The organism is Phytobacter ursingii, assembly GCF_001022135.1.
Taxonomy (GTDB): domain Bacteria; phylum Pseudomonadota; class Gammaproteobacteria; order Enterobacterales; family Enterobacteriaceae; genus Phytobacter; species Phytobacter ursingii.
Genome location: NZ_CP011602.1, coordinates 2,854,147 through 2,870,244 on the forward strand (window position 1 = coordinate 2,854,147; position 16,098 = coordinate 2,870,244).

Here is a 16,098-nt window from a genome sequence, read left to right on the forward strand (position 1 = left end):
AGGCGGTAAATCAGGCAGCGCAGACGCGCAGAACGGCTCAGTTCCATACCAGCACCTCTGCCGGGGTCGGGTTCCAGCCATTGCACGGGTTGTTCAACTGAGGGCAGTTGGAGATGAGCACGATAACGTTGCATTCGGCGCGCAATTCAACGTATTTCCCCGGCGCAGAGATACCGTCTTCGAAGGTCAATCCGCCCTCCGGGGTCACCGGGACGTTCATAAAGAAGTTGATATTGGCGCCAATATCACGTTTGTGCAGACGGCCATCGTGCAGGCAGGCGCAGAGGAAGTTATCGCGACAGCTGTGCATGTGGCGTTTATCCAGCGCATAGCGCACGGTGTTGCTCTCCTGGGCGCACGCGCCGCCGAGCGTGTCGTGGCGGCCACAGGTATCGGCGACAATCGTCAACAGCGGATTGCCGATATTGGAATACAGCACACTGCCGGTGGTCAGATACGCATTGCCCTGGCGGCGCAATGTACGCTGCGGATCGTAGCGTTCACGGGCGTTGTCGGCGTTATAAAACAGCGTATCCACGGCCTGGTTGCCTTCCAGATCCAGCAAACGCAGGGTCTGGCCCTTTTTCACTTCAAACAGATACGGTTCCCCGGCCGGGATCACATGGCGAAAAACGGCCTCGTCGGGATGTTTCTGGCTGGTGACAGTCATCATGGGCTCCTTACAGGGCAAATAAGCGGGTGTTAGTGAAGGCACGCTCGTTTTCCGGGCGCGTCAGCAAAGCCTCGATGGCAGCGTTTTCGTCTGCCGCCTGTCGCCAGGCCAGTTGCACCGGGCGCGGCGCATAATCTGCGGCGGGGTCCATCGGGTGTTGCAGCGCGGTAAGCACCACCAGCACGTCCATTGGCGCAAACAGATCAACATAGCTGCCGGCCTTCGACGCACCGCTATGGAAGGTAAAAGCCCCCTGCTCATCGACCGTGACTTTGCTAAAGAAATTCACCACCATCAGCAGGTCTTCAAGGTTTAAATCCCACTTGCCCATTTCAACGAGCAGGTTATCTGTGCCGTTGCGATAAAAACCGTTACGCAAATCCTGATAACGCCCCAGGCCATATTTCTCCTTTACTTCGGCAGCGTTCAGCACGCCGCCAAACGGATCATGCCAGCCGCAGGTGTCGGCGATAATCCCCGCCAGCACGCGTCCCATATCGGAGTAAAAACAGTGGCCTGCCGTCAGGCGCGCGGTGTGCTGGCCTTTTAAGGTATCAGGCAGGTTCAGGCGTTCGCTCTTTTCATGCGGATTAAGCATCATCAGGCTGACATTTGCACCACCTTCCAGGTCGGTCATGCGCAGGATCTGCCCGCGCTTGAGGATAAAGGAGAGACTGCCGCCGCCTGGCAGCGTCTCTTCACGCAGTAGTGATGTTTCTTTATCGAGTAAAGTCATTAAGTTAACTCCTTAATGCGTAGACGTTATCGGGCTGCGAGTGGGTCATTTCCGCCAGACGCGCTTCATTGAGCGGAATGTCATAGGTAATGCGCGCGCCGTATGCGTTAGGTTCGTGCGGGTCGATCCGCACTTTGTCGAATACCAGCAGCCGGGTGCCGAGGTTAAAGCCCTCGGAGAGATCGTGGGTGACCATAAAGACCGTCATCCGGGTTTCGCCCCACAGTTGTAACAACAGGGCGTGCATATCTTTGCGAATGCCGGGGTCGAGTGCGCCAAAGGGCTCATCCAGCAGCAACACGCGCGGCTGCATAATGAATGCCTGAGCAATAGCGAGACGCTGCTGCATACCGCCGGAGAGCTGGGCCGGGTATTTATCCAGCGCCTGTCCAAGACCCACTTTTTGCAGCATCCACACGGCTCGTTCCCGCGCCTCACGCTTACCCGCGCCAAACAGGCGCCCCAGCAAACGCGCATTGGGCAGCTCAAGGCCGATGGTGACGTTGTCGAGCACGCTTAAATGGGGAAAGACTGAGTAGCACTGAAAGACCACCCCACGGCTACGGTCCGGCTCTGCCTGCAACGGCTTGCCATCAAGCAAAATAGTGCCGCGACTTGGCGCTTCCTGGCCCAGCAACAGACGCAGGAAGGTGGACTTCCCGCAGCCGGATGCGCCCACCATCGAGCAAAACTCCCCTTCTTTAACCTGCAAATTGAGGCGTTCGAGTACCACATGCGCGCCGTACTCCTGCCAGATGTTGTTGATTTCGATAAAACTCATGCCTTCCCTCCTTCCGCCCAGGGAAAACAGGTTTTATGCAACTGGCGCAGACCGAGGTCCATCAGCCATGCCAGCAACGTTATCCACACCACATAAGGGATGATGACGTCCATCGCCATATAGCGGCGCACGAGAAAAATGCGATAGCCCAGCCCTGCCGTCGAGGAGATGGCTTCTGCCGAGATAAGAAACAGCCAGGCCGATCCCAACAGCAGGCGCAGCGAGGTCAGCAGCCGGGACAGAAGCTGCGGCAGTACCACCCGCAGGATAAGCGTCCAGCTTGATGCCCCCAGCGTTTGCGCCTTGATCAGGAGCTCCGAAGGAATTTCACAGGCGCGATGTTCAAGGTCGCGGGCCAGCATCGGGGTAATGCCAATCACAATCAGCATCACTTTTGACAGCTCATCCAGCCCGAAGACGATGAACAACACCGGTAGGATTGCCAGCGGTGGGATCATCGACAGCACGGTCATCAACGGAGAAAGCGAGGCGCGCCACATCGGAAAAACCCCGGCGGTAATGCCCAGGCACAGGCCAATCAACGAGGCAATCGCCAGCCCCGTCAACAGGCGCGCCAGGCTAACCAGCGTATCCATCCAGAAGAGGTAGTCGCCGCTGCGTTTATCCGGGGTGAACGCCATTCGCGAAATGGCGTCCAGCATCTGCTGCATGCCAGGCAGCAGCTTATCCTGCGGGTTGGCCTCCAGCCGTACCGCAGAGCCCAGAAAGTACGCCGCCAGCAAAATGACAAAAGGCAGCAGAACAAGCGTCAAACGCATGCCCCGGGTCGGATGGCGGTTAATGTGTCGCATGGCGTCAATTCCTGTCATTCGCTCAAAGCTTGCCGTCGGCAGCCATCTTCACGAAGCTGTCGTCAAAGCGCAGCTTCACGTTGGCGGCATCGCCGGCAGACAGGTTGCCAGGAAAGGCCATGCCGATAAAATCCGCACTTTGCGCGCCGTCGCCGAGCAACCCTTTCTCAAACGAGAACGTCGCCACGCGCTGCATGGTTTTCGGTAAATCAGGCGAGCTGATAAACGCCAGGTTATCTGCCGGGGTATAGAAGAGATGGGTGGTTTTGAGTTGTGCCTGGTAGCCCGCCAGATCGGTGCCGGACGCCGCCGCCATGGCGCTCAGCGCCTCTTTATTCTGCGCCTTCATCTGCGCCATCATTTCGTACCATGCGCCAGTGAGGGCTTTCCCCAGCGCCGGGTTATCCTTCAGGGTCTGGGTGTTGACCACCATCATGTCGATAAGCTCGCCAGGTACCTGTGAGGAGCTAAAGACTTCGGTGGTTTTCGGCGTGCCTTTAATAACCGACAATTGCGGGTTCCAGGCGACAGCTGCCTGCACTTTCGGGGTGGCGAAGGCAGAGACGATATCGGCATCAGAAGTGTTCACCACGGTGACATCTTTTTCTGCCAGCCCCGCTTTTTCCAGGCCGCGCACCAGCAGGTAGTGGGAAACGGACAATTCAGGCAGGTAGATCTGCTGGCCTTTCAGATCCTTGAGGGTTTTGCCCTCACCTTTCATCACCACGCCGTCGTTGCCTTCAGAGTAGCTGCCGAGAATCAGCGCGGTGCTATCCACGCCTCCGGCGGCGGGAATGGTCAGCGCATCCATGTTAGTCATGGTGCAACCATCAAACTGGCCCGCGGTATACTGGTTAATGGACTCTATATAGTCGTTGAGCTGTACGATATTGATTTTAATACCGTATTTGTCTGCCCATTTATCAATGATTTTGCTGTTGCTGATGGTGCCCCACGGCATCCAGCCTGCGTAGATTGTCCAGCAGACATTGAACTCTTTTTTCACAGCGGCAAAAGTTGGGAGAGTGGTCAGCATGACCAGCGACAGCACGAGAGAGCGGAGTAATGGAGATTTCTTCATTATTGACCTCTGATTGGTACAAAAAAAGGGGGCAGCGCGACACCCACTGGTGCTGCTGTCTCCCGGGTTTTTGTCCCGCCGTGTAACCTCTCAGAGGTCGCCAGCTCTTGGACCAGACATTCGCCTTGGCGAACCGGAACCCTAGCCAGCTATTTTCAAATTGTGTGTTGCACTGCGATAGCGTTATTGCAAGCACTATGCCAGATTGCGATTGATTACATTTCAGTAACTTAGCGATAATTCGAGGCAAACACTCCCATTTTGGTGAACCAGAATGAGGCAGTGCACCATACTGGTGCTTAACGGCCCTGTAGCCATGTCATGCGCTGCTGGTGTAGTGTTTTTAAACGATTAAGTCGCAAAGGGCGATTCGCGTCATGCTGAAAATATTGGGTAAAACGTCTTCAATTAACGTGCGTAAAGTGTTGTGGACCTGCGAGGAAACCGGGCTGGCGTATTCGCAGGAAGATTATGGCAGCGGCTTTGCCTCAACGCAGACGGACGCCTTCCGGGCCATGAACCCGAATGCGATGGTGCCCGTACTCATTGATGATGACTTTATTCTTTGGGAATCCAACTCCATTTGCCGCTATCTGGCGCGTAAAGCGGGCCGTGACGATCTGCTTCCTGGCGAACCGCGAGCTTGCGCGAATGTCGAGCACTGGATGGACTGGCAGGCCACCGACTTTAATAGCGCATGGCGCTACGTTTTTCCGGCGCTGGTGCGTAAAAACCCGGACTACAACGATAAGAACGCGATTGCCGCCGGTATCAGGGAGTGGAATCACTGCGTTGGTATTCTCGATCAACAGTTGCAACGCACGGGCGCGTGGGCTGCCGGAGAGACATTCACCCTTGCTGATATCGTGCTGGGATTGTCGGTGAATCGCTGGAAGATGACGCCGTTTGAACACCCGGATTTCCCGGCGGTGAACGCGTGGTTTGAACGCTTAAATCTGCGCCCTGCTTTTCTGCGCTACGGAAATAACGGCACAGCGTGATATAAGCCGCTGTAGAGAAAAACCCCCATAAGCATGAAATCCAGGATCTACTCATGGGGGCATGCAAGTGCATGATGCGTTACGCTGCCACTATTCCCGGAATGTCACCCGGTATACATCATGCTTTCGGTTGATTTTCATTCAATACTGACGGATATCACACGCGCACAGATAATTAACAATTGTGATCAAAAGAGCTGACATGAGATGATTAGCAAGCTATTATTTAGCTCGAAAATCATTATGTTTCTGGATAGTTTCCGTGTTGTATCTATGCCGTTCGTCCGAGCGGCTTTTTTTTTGCCTCGGGCGTAATCAAATACGCCTGCATGATAATAACCACATGATAAAAAGGTATCAGAATACCTCTTTCATCGTATTCATTTGCACCCTTTCTGGTACCCCGAAAATACCCCAGCAACGCCTTATGAATTACCTCCGTACGCATGTTATGTTAATAGGCCTCAACGTATTCTGAGGGTCTATATGCACATTTTTCCCCTGACAATTTCCATCGGCGAACCGGGTCCGGAATCGGCACGTCAACTCCAGCACTTCCTTGAACAGAACCGGCAAAATCCGGCGTTTATCCCCATTCTGAACATGGATTTAACCTTCATCAGCCCGCATGCGCGCTCAACCAACGATTTCGTTATCAGCAAGGTTGAGTATTTACACGACAATACTTACGTCCTTTATTATCAAATTAACTATTTCATCTTTAATTTATGCCAGGACATGAATATTGAAGATATTTATGACACAACCATCAGCTTCGATGTTCATCCGCCCTATTTAGCCTTCAACGTTATTAACGCTGACCGGGATACGATTGATGAATTTTGATGGTGGCCCGGCCAATATTCATCACATCGAAATATATCGAAGCCGTTGCCAGACGGGCAGTCGTTTTTTCACTCTGCCCGGCCGAGAATCCTCTATAAATCTCCCGGCGTTATCTGTACAATCCCTGCCCTGAACATACTATAACTGATTACTTTTTGAACTATGAGCAATGTGACCCCGCAGCCGAAAATCGGCTTTGTTTCTCTCGGTTGCCCGAAAAACCTCGTTGACTCCGAGCGCATCCTCACCGAACTGCGCACCGAAGGCTATGACGTGGTACCGAGCTACAACGACGCCGATATGGTTATCGTCAACACCTGCGGCTTTATCGACAGCGCGGTACAAGAGTCGCTGGAAGCCATTGGCGAAGCCCTTAATGAAAACGGCAAAGTGATTGTCACCGGCTGTCTGGGCGCCAAAGTCGATCAGATTCGTGAAGTCCATCCGAAAGTGCTGGAAATCACCGGTCCGCACAGCTATGAGCAGGTGCTTGAGCATGTGCACCACTATGTGCCGAAACCGAAACACAACCCGTTCCTGAGCCTGGTGCCGGAACAGGGCGTGAAACTGACCCCACGTCATTACGCGTATCTGAAAATTTCCGAAGGCTGTAACCATCGCTGCACCTTCTGCATTATTCCGTCGATGCGTGGCGATCTGGTAAGCCGTCCGATTGGCGACGTTTTAAGTGAAGCCAAACGTCTGGCGGATGCCGGGGTGAAAGAGCTTCTCGTTATCTCCCAGGACACCTCCGCCTACGGCGTGGACGTGAAACACCGTATGGGCTTCCATAATGGCGAACCGGTAAAAACCAGCATGGTCGGCCTGTGCGAACAACTGGCAAAACTGGGCATCTGGACGCGTCTGCATTACGTTTATCCTTACCCGCACGTTGATGATGTCATTCCGTTGATGGCCGAAGGCAAAATCCTGCCGTATCTGGATATCCCGCTGCAGCACGCCAGCCCGCGTATCCTGAAATTGATGAAACGCCCTGGCTCCGTTGACCGCCAACTGGCGCGTATCAAACAGTGGCGCGAAATCTGCCCGGAACTGACCTTGCGCTCGACCTTTATCGTCGGCTTCCCGGGTGAAACCGAAGAAGATTTCCAGATGCTGCTCGATTTCCTCAAAGAAGCGCGTCTGGATCGCGTTGGCTGCTTCAAATACAGCCCGGTGGACGGTGCGACCGCCAACGAACTGGCCGATCAGGTGCCGGAAGAGATCAAAGAAGAGCGCTGGAACCGTTTTATGGCGCTGCAACAGCAAATTTCCGCTGAGCGTCTGCAGGAAAAAGTGGGCCGCGAAATTCTGGTGATTATCGACGAAGTCGATGAAGAAGGGGCCATCGGTCGCAGCATGGCGGATGCGCCGGAAATCGACGGCGCGGTCTATCTGAACGGGGAAACGAAAGTGAAACCGGGCGATATCCTCCGCGTGAAAGTCGAAAATGCCGACGAGTACGATCTGTGGGGTAGCCGCGTCTGACCCTGCCGCCGCCTGTCTCCAGGCGGCGTCTTTCCTCGTTATTGCGCTTCAACACGTTCAAAGCGTGTCGCGATCAACACATAACTCACCACCGCCAGCACGCCGTGCGCCGCCACAAACCACAACGCGTTATTAAACGAACCGGTTACCGTCACCACATAACCGATCACCAGTGGTGTCACGATCCCGGCAATATTACCGATACCGTTGAACACGCCGCCGCACAGTCCAATCATCGTTTTCGGCGCAACATCGGACAACACGGCCCAGCCTACCGCTGCGAAGCCTTTACCGAAGAACGCCATCGCCATCAGGAAAATCACCGCGCTGTTACTGTCAACGAAGTTGGCGAATACCAGCATGGTGGACAGCCCCATCCCGAGCACAAACGGCGTTTTACGGGCACGGGAAGGATGCATGCCCCGGCTAATCAGAATGTCAGAGAGATATCCCCCGAGCAGACCGCCGGTGAAACCACAGATGGCGGGCAGTGCGGCAACCCACCCTGCCTGCATAATGGTCATACCGCGCCCCTGAATCAGGTAGATGGGGAACCAGGTAATAAAAAAATAGGTCAACGCGGTAATGCAATATTGTCCAAGATAAATAGCCCACAGGTTGCGGTTGGTAAACAGACATTTGGCATCGCGCAGTGAGCTTTTCTTCGCCTTTACCGCCCCTTCACTGTCCAGATCCACCAGCGCCCCGCCCTCGCGCATCAGGTTTTTCTCTTCTTCCGTCAGACGCGGGTCTTTATGCGGCTCCTTATACCAGGCGAACCACGCCGCAGCCAGCACCAGCCCTACTCCCCCCATCCACAGGAAGACATGCTCCCAGCCCCAGGCATGGGTCAGCCACGCCATGATCGGCGTGAAGACCACTACCGCCATGTATTGCCCGGAGTTAAACAGCGCCGAGGCCACGCCACGCTCACGCGTCGGGAACCAACTGGAGACGATACGTGAGTTTGCCGGGAACGCGGGGGATTCCACCAGCCCCAGCATAAAGCGCATCAGAAACAGGGTCATCGCCGCCAGACTACCGGTCATCCCGACCCAGCCCACGGTGCCCTGGAGCATGGTGAACACGGACCACAGCACCAGGCTCATGCCGTAGACTTTTTTAGCGCCAAAACGGTCCAGCAGCCAGCCGCCGGGGATCTGCCCCAGCGCGTAGGCCCAGGCGAAGGCGGAGAAGATCATCCCCAGCATCATTGGATCGAGGCCCAGCTCTTTCACCACCGAGGTTCCGGCAATCGACATGGTGGCTCGGTCGGCATAGTTGATAACCGTGATGATGAAAATCAACCCCAGCACCCAATAGCGGTGATGTCCGACCCGTTTGACCTGCTCCAGCGAGACATCCATTTGTTTGCTCATTGTTTTCTCACTTTTATTTGTAGGGTTCAGAAACGATGGCTATACCCGGTGTGGCGGCACGTTGCCGCTAAAACAGGCCGCCAGATTCGCCAACACAATGTTGCCCATCTCCAGGCGAGTCTGAACGGTCGCGCTGGCGCGATGCGGCTGCAGGGTGACGTTATTGAGGGTGAAAAAACCTTCCGGTACGTGCGGCTCATGAGCAAACACATCCAGCCCGGCTCCGGCAATACGCTTGTGGATCAAGGCATCGAGCAGCGCCGCTTCATCCACCAGCTTGCCGCGCGCCACATTGATGAAATAGCCCTCTGGCCCCAGCGCCTCCAGCACCGACTCACTGATGATGACTTTGCCGCTATCAGCAGAGGCCGCAAGCACCAGCACGTCCACTTCCTGCGCCAGCGCGTGAATATCAGCAATAAAGGTGTAATCAAGGGCGGAAATCGGGGCAAGGTCGGTATACAGAATGCGGGCATCAAAGGCGGCAACGCGTCTGGCAATGGCCTGACCAACACGCCCCATGCCGATAATCCCCACCGTCGTGCCAGTGACTTTGCGCGCCAGCGGCAGGTTGGTTTGCGGCCAGCGCCCCGCACGGACGACCTGCTCGCCTTCGCTCATTTGTCGCAGGGTGGAAATCAACAGACCCAGCGCCATATCCGCCACGTCGTCGGTCAGCACGCCGGGTGTGGTGGTGACATAAATACCGTGCTTCGCAGCATACGCCAGGTCGACGGCATCCGTACCAATACCGCTGATGGCGACAATTTTGAGCGCCGGAAGGCATTCCATCATCTCACGGGAAAGCCCTTTTGCGCCGCCGGTCACCACCCCCTGAATCAATGGGCCAATATCAGCCAGCATTTTTTGCGGCTCGCTCGTCTGGTAAAGACGATGCACGTCGTAATCGCGCCGTAATATTTCATCGATCGGTGCTGGCACCGCCTGGGTTAATAAAATGTGTGCTTTTTGTTGAGCAATATTATTTGTCATGTCCATCTTCCGTCGAGTAGTTATTAAGCAGATGATGGACAGGGTAATAATTCATGTCTAATATAAATCAGGTATTCATTAATATAAGAATTGAATTATGGATTTACACCAGTTGCGATGCTTCATCGCCGTTGCTGAAGAGTTGAACTTCGGACGCGCCGCCGCCCGCCTGCATATGACCCAGCCGCCGCTGAGCCGCCAGATACAACTCCTGGAGAAGAGCCTGGGCGGGGCGCTATTTGAGCGAAATAACCGTCATGTGCAGCTCACCCATATGGGTCAACATTTGCTGACGGAGTCACGATTAATACTCAAATTAGCTGACCGACTTGAATCCTCCGTTCAGCAATGCGCGTCCGGCGAAATCGGCACGTTATCAATGGGATTTACGGCGGTATTTGCCTGGAGTTTTATTCCCCAGTTGCTCAAAGCGCTATCGGTGAAATTACCGGGGGTGGATTTCCGCTTATTTGAACAGGTCTCGCACAAACAAATTAGCGCTGTCGAAAATAACAGTATTGACGTTGGTTTTGTGCGCCATGTCCCACCCAACCCGCTGCTGGCGTATCAACCTCTTCAGGGGGAGACGTTTGTTGCCGCGTTTCATTGCGATCACCCGCTGGCACGCAAGCGTAAGATCCCGCTCAGCGCTTTTAACAATGAGCCCTTTTTCCTTTACAGCCCGGATGAAGCGCGCCACTTTTACGACCGTATTACCGACCTGTTCGTCTTTAACGACATCACGCCGGATTTTAAGTATCAGCTTGCCCAGACCCATACGATCCTCGGAATGGTGAATGCCGGGCTCGGGTGCGCCATCGTGCCCGCATCATCGCGTGCGCTGGGCATGGCTAATGTTACCTTTATGAATATCGAAGGGGTCAATATTCAGGCGCACAACTTTTTGGTCTACTCAAAGGCCAATCCAAACCCGGTCCTTCCCGCGTTTCTCAAGGCCCTGAGTGAGGTACTCATTACCCTTTGATTTTGGGATCCAGCGCGTCCCGTAGCCCGTCGCCCAACAGGTTAAACGCGAGCACGGTCAGGAAAATCGCCAGTGAAGGGAAGAGCGCCACATGAGGAGCAATCACCATATCCGCGCGCGCTTCATTGAGCATCGCACCCCATTCCGGCGTGGGCGGCTGCGCCCCCAGACCGAGGAAAGAGAGGCTTGCCGCAGAAATAATAGAGGTGCCAATACGCATCGTGAAATAGACCACGATCGATGACACCGTGCCCGGCAGAATATGGCTAAACAGGATGGTCATATCGCTTGCGCCAATGCTGCGCGCCGACTCGACAAAGGTCTGGTGTTTAAGGACCAGCGTGTTGCCGCGCACCAGCCGCGCGAAGGCAGGCACGGAAAACACCGCCACGGCAATGATGACATTGGCCATTCCGCTGCCCATCACCGCCACCACGGCAATCGCCAGCAAAATACCGGGAAAGGCGAACAGCACATCGCAAATACGCATGATGATGCGATCCCACCAGCCTTCGTAATACCCGGCCAGCAGGCCCAGCACCGTCCCCGCCAGCGCGCCAATCAATACCGCCAGAACCCCGGCTGCCAGCGAGATCCTCGCCCCCAGCAGCACACGGCTGAAGATATCGCGGCCCAGGGAATCCACGCCAAACCAGTGCAATGCCGATGGCCCGTCATTGAGGCGGTCATAATCGAAATAGTTTTCCGCATCGAAGGGGGCAATCCACGGTGCGACGATAGCCAACACAATCAGAATCAGCACAAACAGCCCGGCGGTCATCGCCATGGGCTGACGACGAAAACGTCGCCAGAACTCGTGCCACGGGGTACGTACCTGGTCCGGTTTCAGCCCAGGCAGGGCGTTTGAAATCGCCGCTCGACGCCAGTTTAACAATCGCATCCTTACTTGTACCTGATAGCGGGGTTAATGGCGGCATACAGCACATCCACCACTAAATTGATAAGAATAAACTCCAGCGAGAAGAGCAGAACTTCCGCCTGGATAACCGGGTAATCGCGCATATCAACGGAGTCCACCAATAAACGCCCGAGGCCGGGCCAGTTGAACACTTTCTCAACGACAATCGAGCCGCCAAGCAAAAAGCCGAACTGTAACCCCATCATCGTAATCACCGGGATTAGCGCATTGCGCAGGCCATGCTTGAGTATGACCCATTTTTCGCTGAGCCCTTTGGCGCGCGCGGTACGCATGTAGTCTTCATTGAGCACATCGACAAAGGACGCGCGGGTAAAGCGCGCCATCACGGCGGCCACGGCGGCCCCCAGCGTCATCGACGGCAGAATATAGTGTCGCCAGCTGTCGGCCCCGACCGTTGGCAACCAGCCCAACTCCACCGAAAAAACCTGCATCAGCAGCATGCCCAGCGCAAAAGCCGGAAAGGAGATCCCGGTCACCGCCAGTGCCATGCCCAGTCTGTCAGGCCAGCGGTTGCGCCATACCGCGGCGGCAATACCCGCCACCAGGCCAAACAGCATTGCCCAGGTCATACTGGCAATGGTCAACCAGAACGTCGGGAAAAAGCGACTGGCGATCTCCTCCACGACCGGACGGCGGGAGGCCATCGAGATACCGAAATCGCCCTGCAGAACATTAATAATGTAGTGCCCGAACTGGATATACAGCGGCCTGTCGAGACCTAATTGCTGGCGTACCAGTCCAATCACCTGCTCATCGGCCTCCGGTCCGGCAATCAACCGTGCCGGATCGCCTGGTAAGAGGTGAACAAATAAAAACACCAGCACCGCCACGATCAGTAGCGTCGGGATAAGTCCCAGAAGGCGTTTTAAAACATAATTCAGCATTGTCTCTTCCGTCACTCCCCTCCCGCGTGGAGAGGGGACATGCGCTCTTATTTCAGGTCGGCCTCATCAAAACTAAAGCCGGTGTCGGGCATGATGTAGAACCCCGTCAGGTTCTTGTTGTGAGCGGAAACCAGCTTCTCCACCACCAGCGGCACCCAGGGGGACTCTTTCCAGATGATATCCTGCGCATCCTTGTAGAGTCTGGTTTTTTCCTGATTATTGGTGGTTTTCAGCGCATCAGCCAGGTCTTTATCCACCTGCGGGTTGCTGTAGAACGCCGTGTTGAAGAGTGTGGGCGGCCAGTTCTGCGAGGCGAACAGCGGCGACAGCGCCCAGTCCGCTTCTCCGGTCGATGCCGACCAGCCCGTATAGAACATTCTCACGCCACTCTCTTTCTGCCCTTTCGCTTCTACTTCCGCCGCACGTTGCCCGGCATCCATCGCCGTCACCTGTGCTTTGATGCCCACCTGTGCTAACTGCTGCTGGGTAAACTGCAGCACTTTTTGCGCGGTGCTGTGGTTATGTGAGGACCACAGCGTGGTGCTGAACCCGTTTGGATAGCCCGCCTCTTTCAACAATTCACGGGCTTTTGCCGGATCGTAAGGCCACGGCTGGTAGGTTTGCGCATTCGCCAGCGACGGTGGAACAATGCCCGTTGCCGGTGTCGCATACCCGGCGAATGCCACTTTCACCAGCGCCTGACGGTTAATGGCGTAGTTGATGGCTTCACGCACTTTCGGATTGTCGAACGGCTTTTGCGTTACGTTCATGCTGATGTAGCGCTGCATGATCGAGGGGCTGGCCACCAGCTCCAGTTTGCTGTTTTTCTCCAGCACCGCCGCCTGCTCATAAGGAATCGGGAAAGCGAACTGCGCTTCGCCCGTCTGCAGCATCGCCGCCCGGGTATTATTATCGACCACCGGACGCCAGGTGATGGTGTCCAGTTTCGGCAGCCCTTTTTGCCAGTACCCGGCGAATTTCTTCACCTTCACGAAATCGGTCTGGTTCCAGGTGTCCAGCTCATAAGGGCCGGTCCCCACCGGGTGAAAACCAATGTCCTTACCGTATTTTTCCAGCGCGGCAGGCGAGATCATCGCCGTCGCCGGGTGGGCCAGGATATTGATAAATGCCGAGAACGGCTGTTTCAGGGTGATTTTGACCGTTGTTGCATCCACCGCATCGGTTTTGGCGATGTTTTTATAGAGGTTGTAGCGCTTGAGTGCATTTTCCGGATTACTCGCGCGATCGAGGTTCGCCTTCACTGCCTGGGCGTTAAAATCGGTTCCGTCCTGGAATTTCACCCCCTGACGCAACTTGATGGTATACACCAGCCCATCATCCGACACCGTATAGCTTTCGGCGAGCACATTATGCAGCTTCATGTCTTTATCAAGGCCAAACAGCCCCTGATAGAACGATTTGGCGACGGCCTGTGACAATGTGTCATTGGCATTGTAGGGGTCGAGCGTGGTGAAATTTGACGCCACTGCGACCACAACATCTTTGGCAGCCAGTGCTGGCGCGGCGCTCAGCGCGATGGCAACTGCAAACGCAATTTGCCATTTACGGGGTAAAGCTTGTGTCATGTTGTTCTCCTGAGTGTCCCTGCCTGTTTCTGTCAAAAACGCGATTGTGTGCTGCCCGGCGTCGTACGGGCGACGAAATGACCCGGGCCGATATTCTGTAATTGCACACGCTGTACCGTCTCGCCGCGTTTATGGATGTTGCTGGGGATTTCATCCGACAACAACACCCGCTGCGCCCTCGGGTGAGACGGGTCGGCTACCGGAACGGCGGCCATAAGTTTACGGGTATACGGGTGCTGCGGGTTCTCAAACACGGCGCGGCGTGGACCAATTTCCACAATCTGACCGAGATACATCACCGCCACCCGGTGGCTGATTCGCTCCACGACCGCCATGTCATGAGAGATAAACAGAAAGGCGATCCCCATCTCCCGTTGTAAATCGAGTAACAAATTAATGATTTGGGCGCGAATCGAGACATCCAGCGCCGAGACCGATTCGTCAGCCACCACCACACGGGGGTTTAGAGCCAGCGCTCTGGCAATACAAATACGCTGGCGCTGGCCGCCGGAAAACTCATGGGGATAACGCCACGCATGTTCCGGTTTCAGCCCTACACGTTCCAGCAACCACAGCACTCGCCGCCGGGCATCTTCTTCATTCATCACCCCATGTACCCGCAGTGGTTCCAGAATGGAGTACCCTACCGTTTGACGCGGATCGAGCGAGGCGTAAGGATCCTGAAAAATAAACTGAATATCCCGGCGCAGCGGCTGCAGCTTACTGGCAGGCAACGTATCAATACGTTCGCCCTTAAAGGTAATCATCCCGCTCTGGCTCTCCACCAGACGCAGCAGCGCCCGGCCGGTGGTCGATTTGCCGCAACCGGATTCCCCCACCAGCGATAAGGTTTCGCCCGGCCACAGGTCGAAGCTCACCCCCTCCACCGCATGAACTTCGCGGGTCACACGGTTTAAAATCCCGCTGCGGAGCGGAAAACGCGCCGCCAGATCGCGGACCTGCAGAATCGGCTCGCCCGGCACCACAGTATCCTGCTCGGTTTCCGGTTCCTGGTGTTCAGGATGTTGTAACGAAACCAGCGGGAAACGACGTGGTAGATCGCTGCCGTTCATCGCCCCAAGGCGCGGCACCGCCGCCAGTAAGGCTTTCGTGTAGATATGCTGCGGTGCCTTAAAAATCTGGTCTACGGTACCCGTTTTCACCGCTTCGCCCTGATACATCACCAGCACGCGGTCGGCAATATCCGCCACCACGCCCATATCATGAGTGATAAAAATCACCCCCATCGCCATCTCTTTTTGCAGCACGGCGATAAGTTGCAGAATCTGCGCCTGAATAGTGACATCCAGCGCCGTCGTCGGCTCATCGGCAATCAGCACCGCCGGACGGCAGGAGAGCGCCATCGCAATCATCACCCGCTGGCGCATACCACCGGAAAGCTGGTGCGGATAACGAGACAAAATGGACTCGGATTCGGGGATACGTACCAGATCCAGCATTCGCCGGGCTTCCGCTAACGCCTCTTCTTTGCCCAGCCCCTGATGCAAACGGATAGATTCGGCAATTTGCTCCCCCACCGGAAACACCGGGTTAAGCGAGGTCATGGGCTCCTGAAAAATCATCGCGATGTCAGCCCCGCGCACGCCGCGCAGGCGAGAATTCGTCAGCGTCGCTAAATCGACACGCTCCCGGTTACGGCGCAAAAGACGCATATGATCGCAGCTCACTTCGCCGCCAGCTTGTTCCAGCAGGCGCAGTAGCGACATAGCGGTGACCGATTTACCCGATCCCGACTCTCCGACAATCGCCAGCGTTTCACCACGTTTGAGAGTAAACGACAGGTTACGCACCGCCTGGGTGAGTTGTTTTTCATGGCGAAACGCGACATTCAGATTGCTGACATCCAGCACCACATCGGCGTCTGGTTCATACCCGTGCGACACCCCACTCTC

General features: G+C 55.5%; 15 protein-coding genes and 1 riboswitch. Of the genes, 4 read left to right on the forward strand and 11 right to left on the reverse strand.

What is annotated here, in order from left to right:
* Nucleotides 1-37 precede the first annotated feature (37 nt).
* The 5 genes from AB182_RS16950 to AB182_RS16970 are packed head-to-tail and all read right to left on the reverse strand — an operon-like array spanning nt 38 to nt 4,083.
* On the reverse strand, nt 38-670 hold the full coding sequence (locus AB182_RS16950) for an urea amidolyase associated protein UAAP2 (protein WP_120785398.1): 633 nt from the start codon (nt 668-670) through the stop codon (nt 38-40).
* A gap of 10 nt (nt 671-680) precedes the next feature.
* Nucleotides 681-1,409 carry an urea amidolyase associated protein UAAP1 gene (locus AB182_RS16955; protein WP_047371125.1) on the reverse strand — a complete coding sequence of 243 codons (729 nt, stop codon included), beginning with the start codon at nt 1,407-1,409 and terminating at the stop codon, nt 681-683.
* Nucleotides 1,410-1,413: 4 nt separating this feature from the next.
* The gene (locus AB182_RS16960; protein WP_047371126.1) at nt 1,414-2,190 is read right to left on the reverse strand and encodes an ABC transporter ATP-binding protein; all 777 of its coding nucleotides are present in this window, start codon (nt 2,188-2,190) and stop codon (nt 1,414-1,416) included.
* Nucleotides 2,187-3,002, reverse strand: coding sequence for an ABC transporter permease (locus AB182_RS16965; RefSeq protein ID WP_047371127.1), 816 nt, complete (start codon nt 3,000-3,002; stop codon nt 2,187-2,189). Before AB182_RS16965 ends, AB182_RS16960 begins: the two co-directional genes overlap by 4 nt.
* A 22-nt stretch (nt 3,003-3,024) precedes the next feature.
* Nucleotides 3,025-4,083 (reverse strand): putative urea ABC transporter substrate-binding protein, encoded by a 1,059-nt coding sequence (locus AB182_RS16970; RefSeq protein WP_047371128.1) that lies wholly within the window; start codon nt 4,081-4,083, stop codon nt 3,025-3,027.
* A gap of 57 nt (nt 4,084-4,140) precedes the next feature.
* A riboswitch (guanidine-I (ykkC/yxkD leader) is annotated at nt 4,141-4,239 on the reverse strand.
* Nucleotides 4,240-4,460: 221 nt separating this feature from the next.
* On the opposite strand from AB182_RS16970, the gene AB182_RS16975 reads away from it, so the two are divergent.
* The 3 genes from AB182_RS16975 to rimO all read left to right on the forward strand — a co-directional run bounded on the left by AB182_RS16975 (nt 4,461) and on the right by rimO (nt 7,418).
* Nucleotides 4,461-5,084 carry a glutathione S-transferase family protein gene (locus AB182_RS16975; RefSeq protein WP_047371129.1) on the forward strand — a complete coding sequence of 208 codons (624 nt, stop codon included), beginning with the start codon at nt 4,461-4,463 and terminating at the stop codon, nt 5,082-5,084.
* Between the two features lie 486 nt (nt 5,085-5,570).
* The gene (locus tag AB182_RS16980) at nt 5,571-5,930 is read left to right on the forward strand and encodes a hypothetical protein (protein ID WP_047371130.1); all 360 of its coding nucleotides are present in this window, start codon (nt 5,571-5,573) and stop codon (nt 5,928-5,930) included.
* A gap of 162 nt (nt 5,931-6,092) precedes the next feature.
* On the forward strand, nt 6,093-7,418 hold the full coding sequence (rimO, locus tag AB182_RS16985; protein ID WP_047371131.1) for a 30S ribosomal protein S12 methylthiotransferase RimO: 1,326 nt from the start codon (nt 6,093-6,095) through the stop codon (nt 7,416-7,418).
* Between the two features lie 38 nt (nt 7,419-7,456).
* On the opposite strand, the gene AB182_RS16990 is transcribed toward rimO, so the two are convergent.
* Nucleotides 7,457-8,797, reverse strand: coding sequence for an MFS transporter (locus tag AB182_RS16990; protein ID WP_047371132.1), 1,341 nt, complete (start codon nt 8,795-8,797; stop codon nt 7,457-7,459).
* Between the two features lie 39 nt (nt 8,798-8,836).
* Nucleotides 8,837-9,790 carry a 2-hydroxyacid dehydrogenase gene (locus tag AB182_RS16995; RefSeq protein ID WP_047371133.1) on the reverse strand — a complete coding sequence of 318 codons (954 nt, stop codon included), beginning with the start codon at nt 9,788-9,790 and terminating at the stop codon, nt 8,837-8,839.
* A 97-nt stretch (nt 9,791-9,887) separates the two neighbouring features.
* Here AB182_RS16995 and AB182_RS17000 point away from each other — a divergent pair, with 97 nt between their 5' ends.
* On the forward strand, nt 9,888-10,775 hold the full coding sequence (locus AB182_RS17000; protein ID WP_047371134.1) for a LysR family transcriptional regulator: 888 nt from the start codon (nt 9,888-9,890) through the stop codon (nt 10,773-10,775).
* On the opposite strand, the gene gsiD is transcribed toward AB182_RS17000, so the two are convergent.
* From gsiD to gsiA, 4 genes are read right to left on the reverse strand one after another with little or no spacing between them, the layout of a single operon-like run.
* Nucleotides 10,765-11,676: a glutathione ABC transporter permease GsiD gene (gsiD, locus tag AB182_RS17005; protein WP_047371135.1), complete on the reverse strand. Its 912-nt coding sequence runs from the start codon at nt 11,674-11,676 to the stop codon at nt 10,765-10,767. The genes AB182_RS17000 and gsiD overlap by 11 nt on opposite strands.
* Before the next feature lie 2 nt (nt 11,677-11,678).
* Nucleotides 11,679-12,599 (reverse strand): glutathione ABC transporter permease GsiC, encoded by a 921-nt coding sequence (gene gsiC / locus AB182_RS17010; RefSeq protein ID WP_047371136.1) that lies wholly within the window; start codon nt 12,597-12,599, stop codon nt 11,679-11,681.
* 47 nt (nt 12,600-12,646) lie between these two features.
* Nucleotides 12,647-14,185 (reverse strand): glutathione ABC transporter substrate-binding protein GsiB, encoded by a 1,539-nt coding sequence (gene gsiB, locus AB182_RS17015; protein ID WP_047371137.1) that lies wholly within the window; start codon nt 14,183-14,185, stop codon nt 12,647-12,649.
* Nucleotides 14,186-14,217: 32 nt separating this feature from the next.
* Nucleotides 14,218-16,089, reverse strand: a complete 1,872-nt coding sequence (gene gsiA, locus AB182_RS17020) for a glutathione ABC transporter ATP-binding protein GsiA (RefSeq protein ID WP_047371138.1) — start codon at nt 16,087-16,089, stop codon at nt 14,218-14,220.
* Between the last annotated feature and the right edge of the window lie 9 nt (nt 16,090-16,098).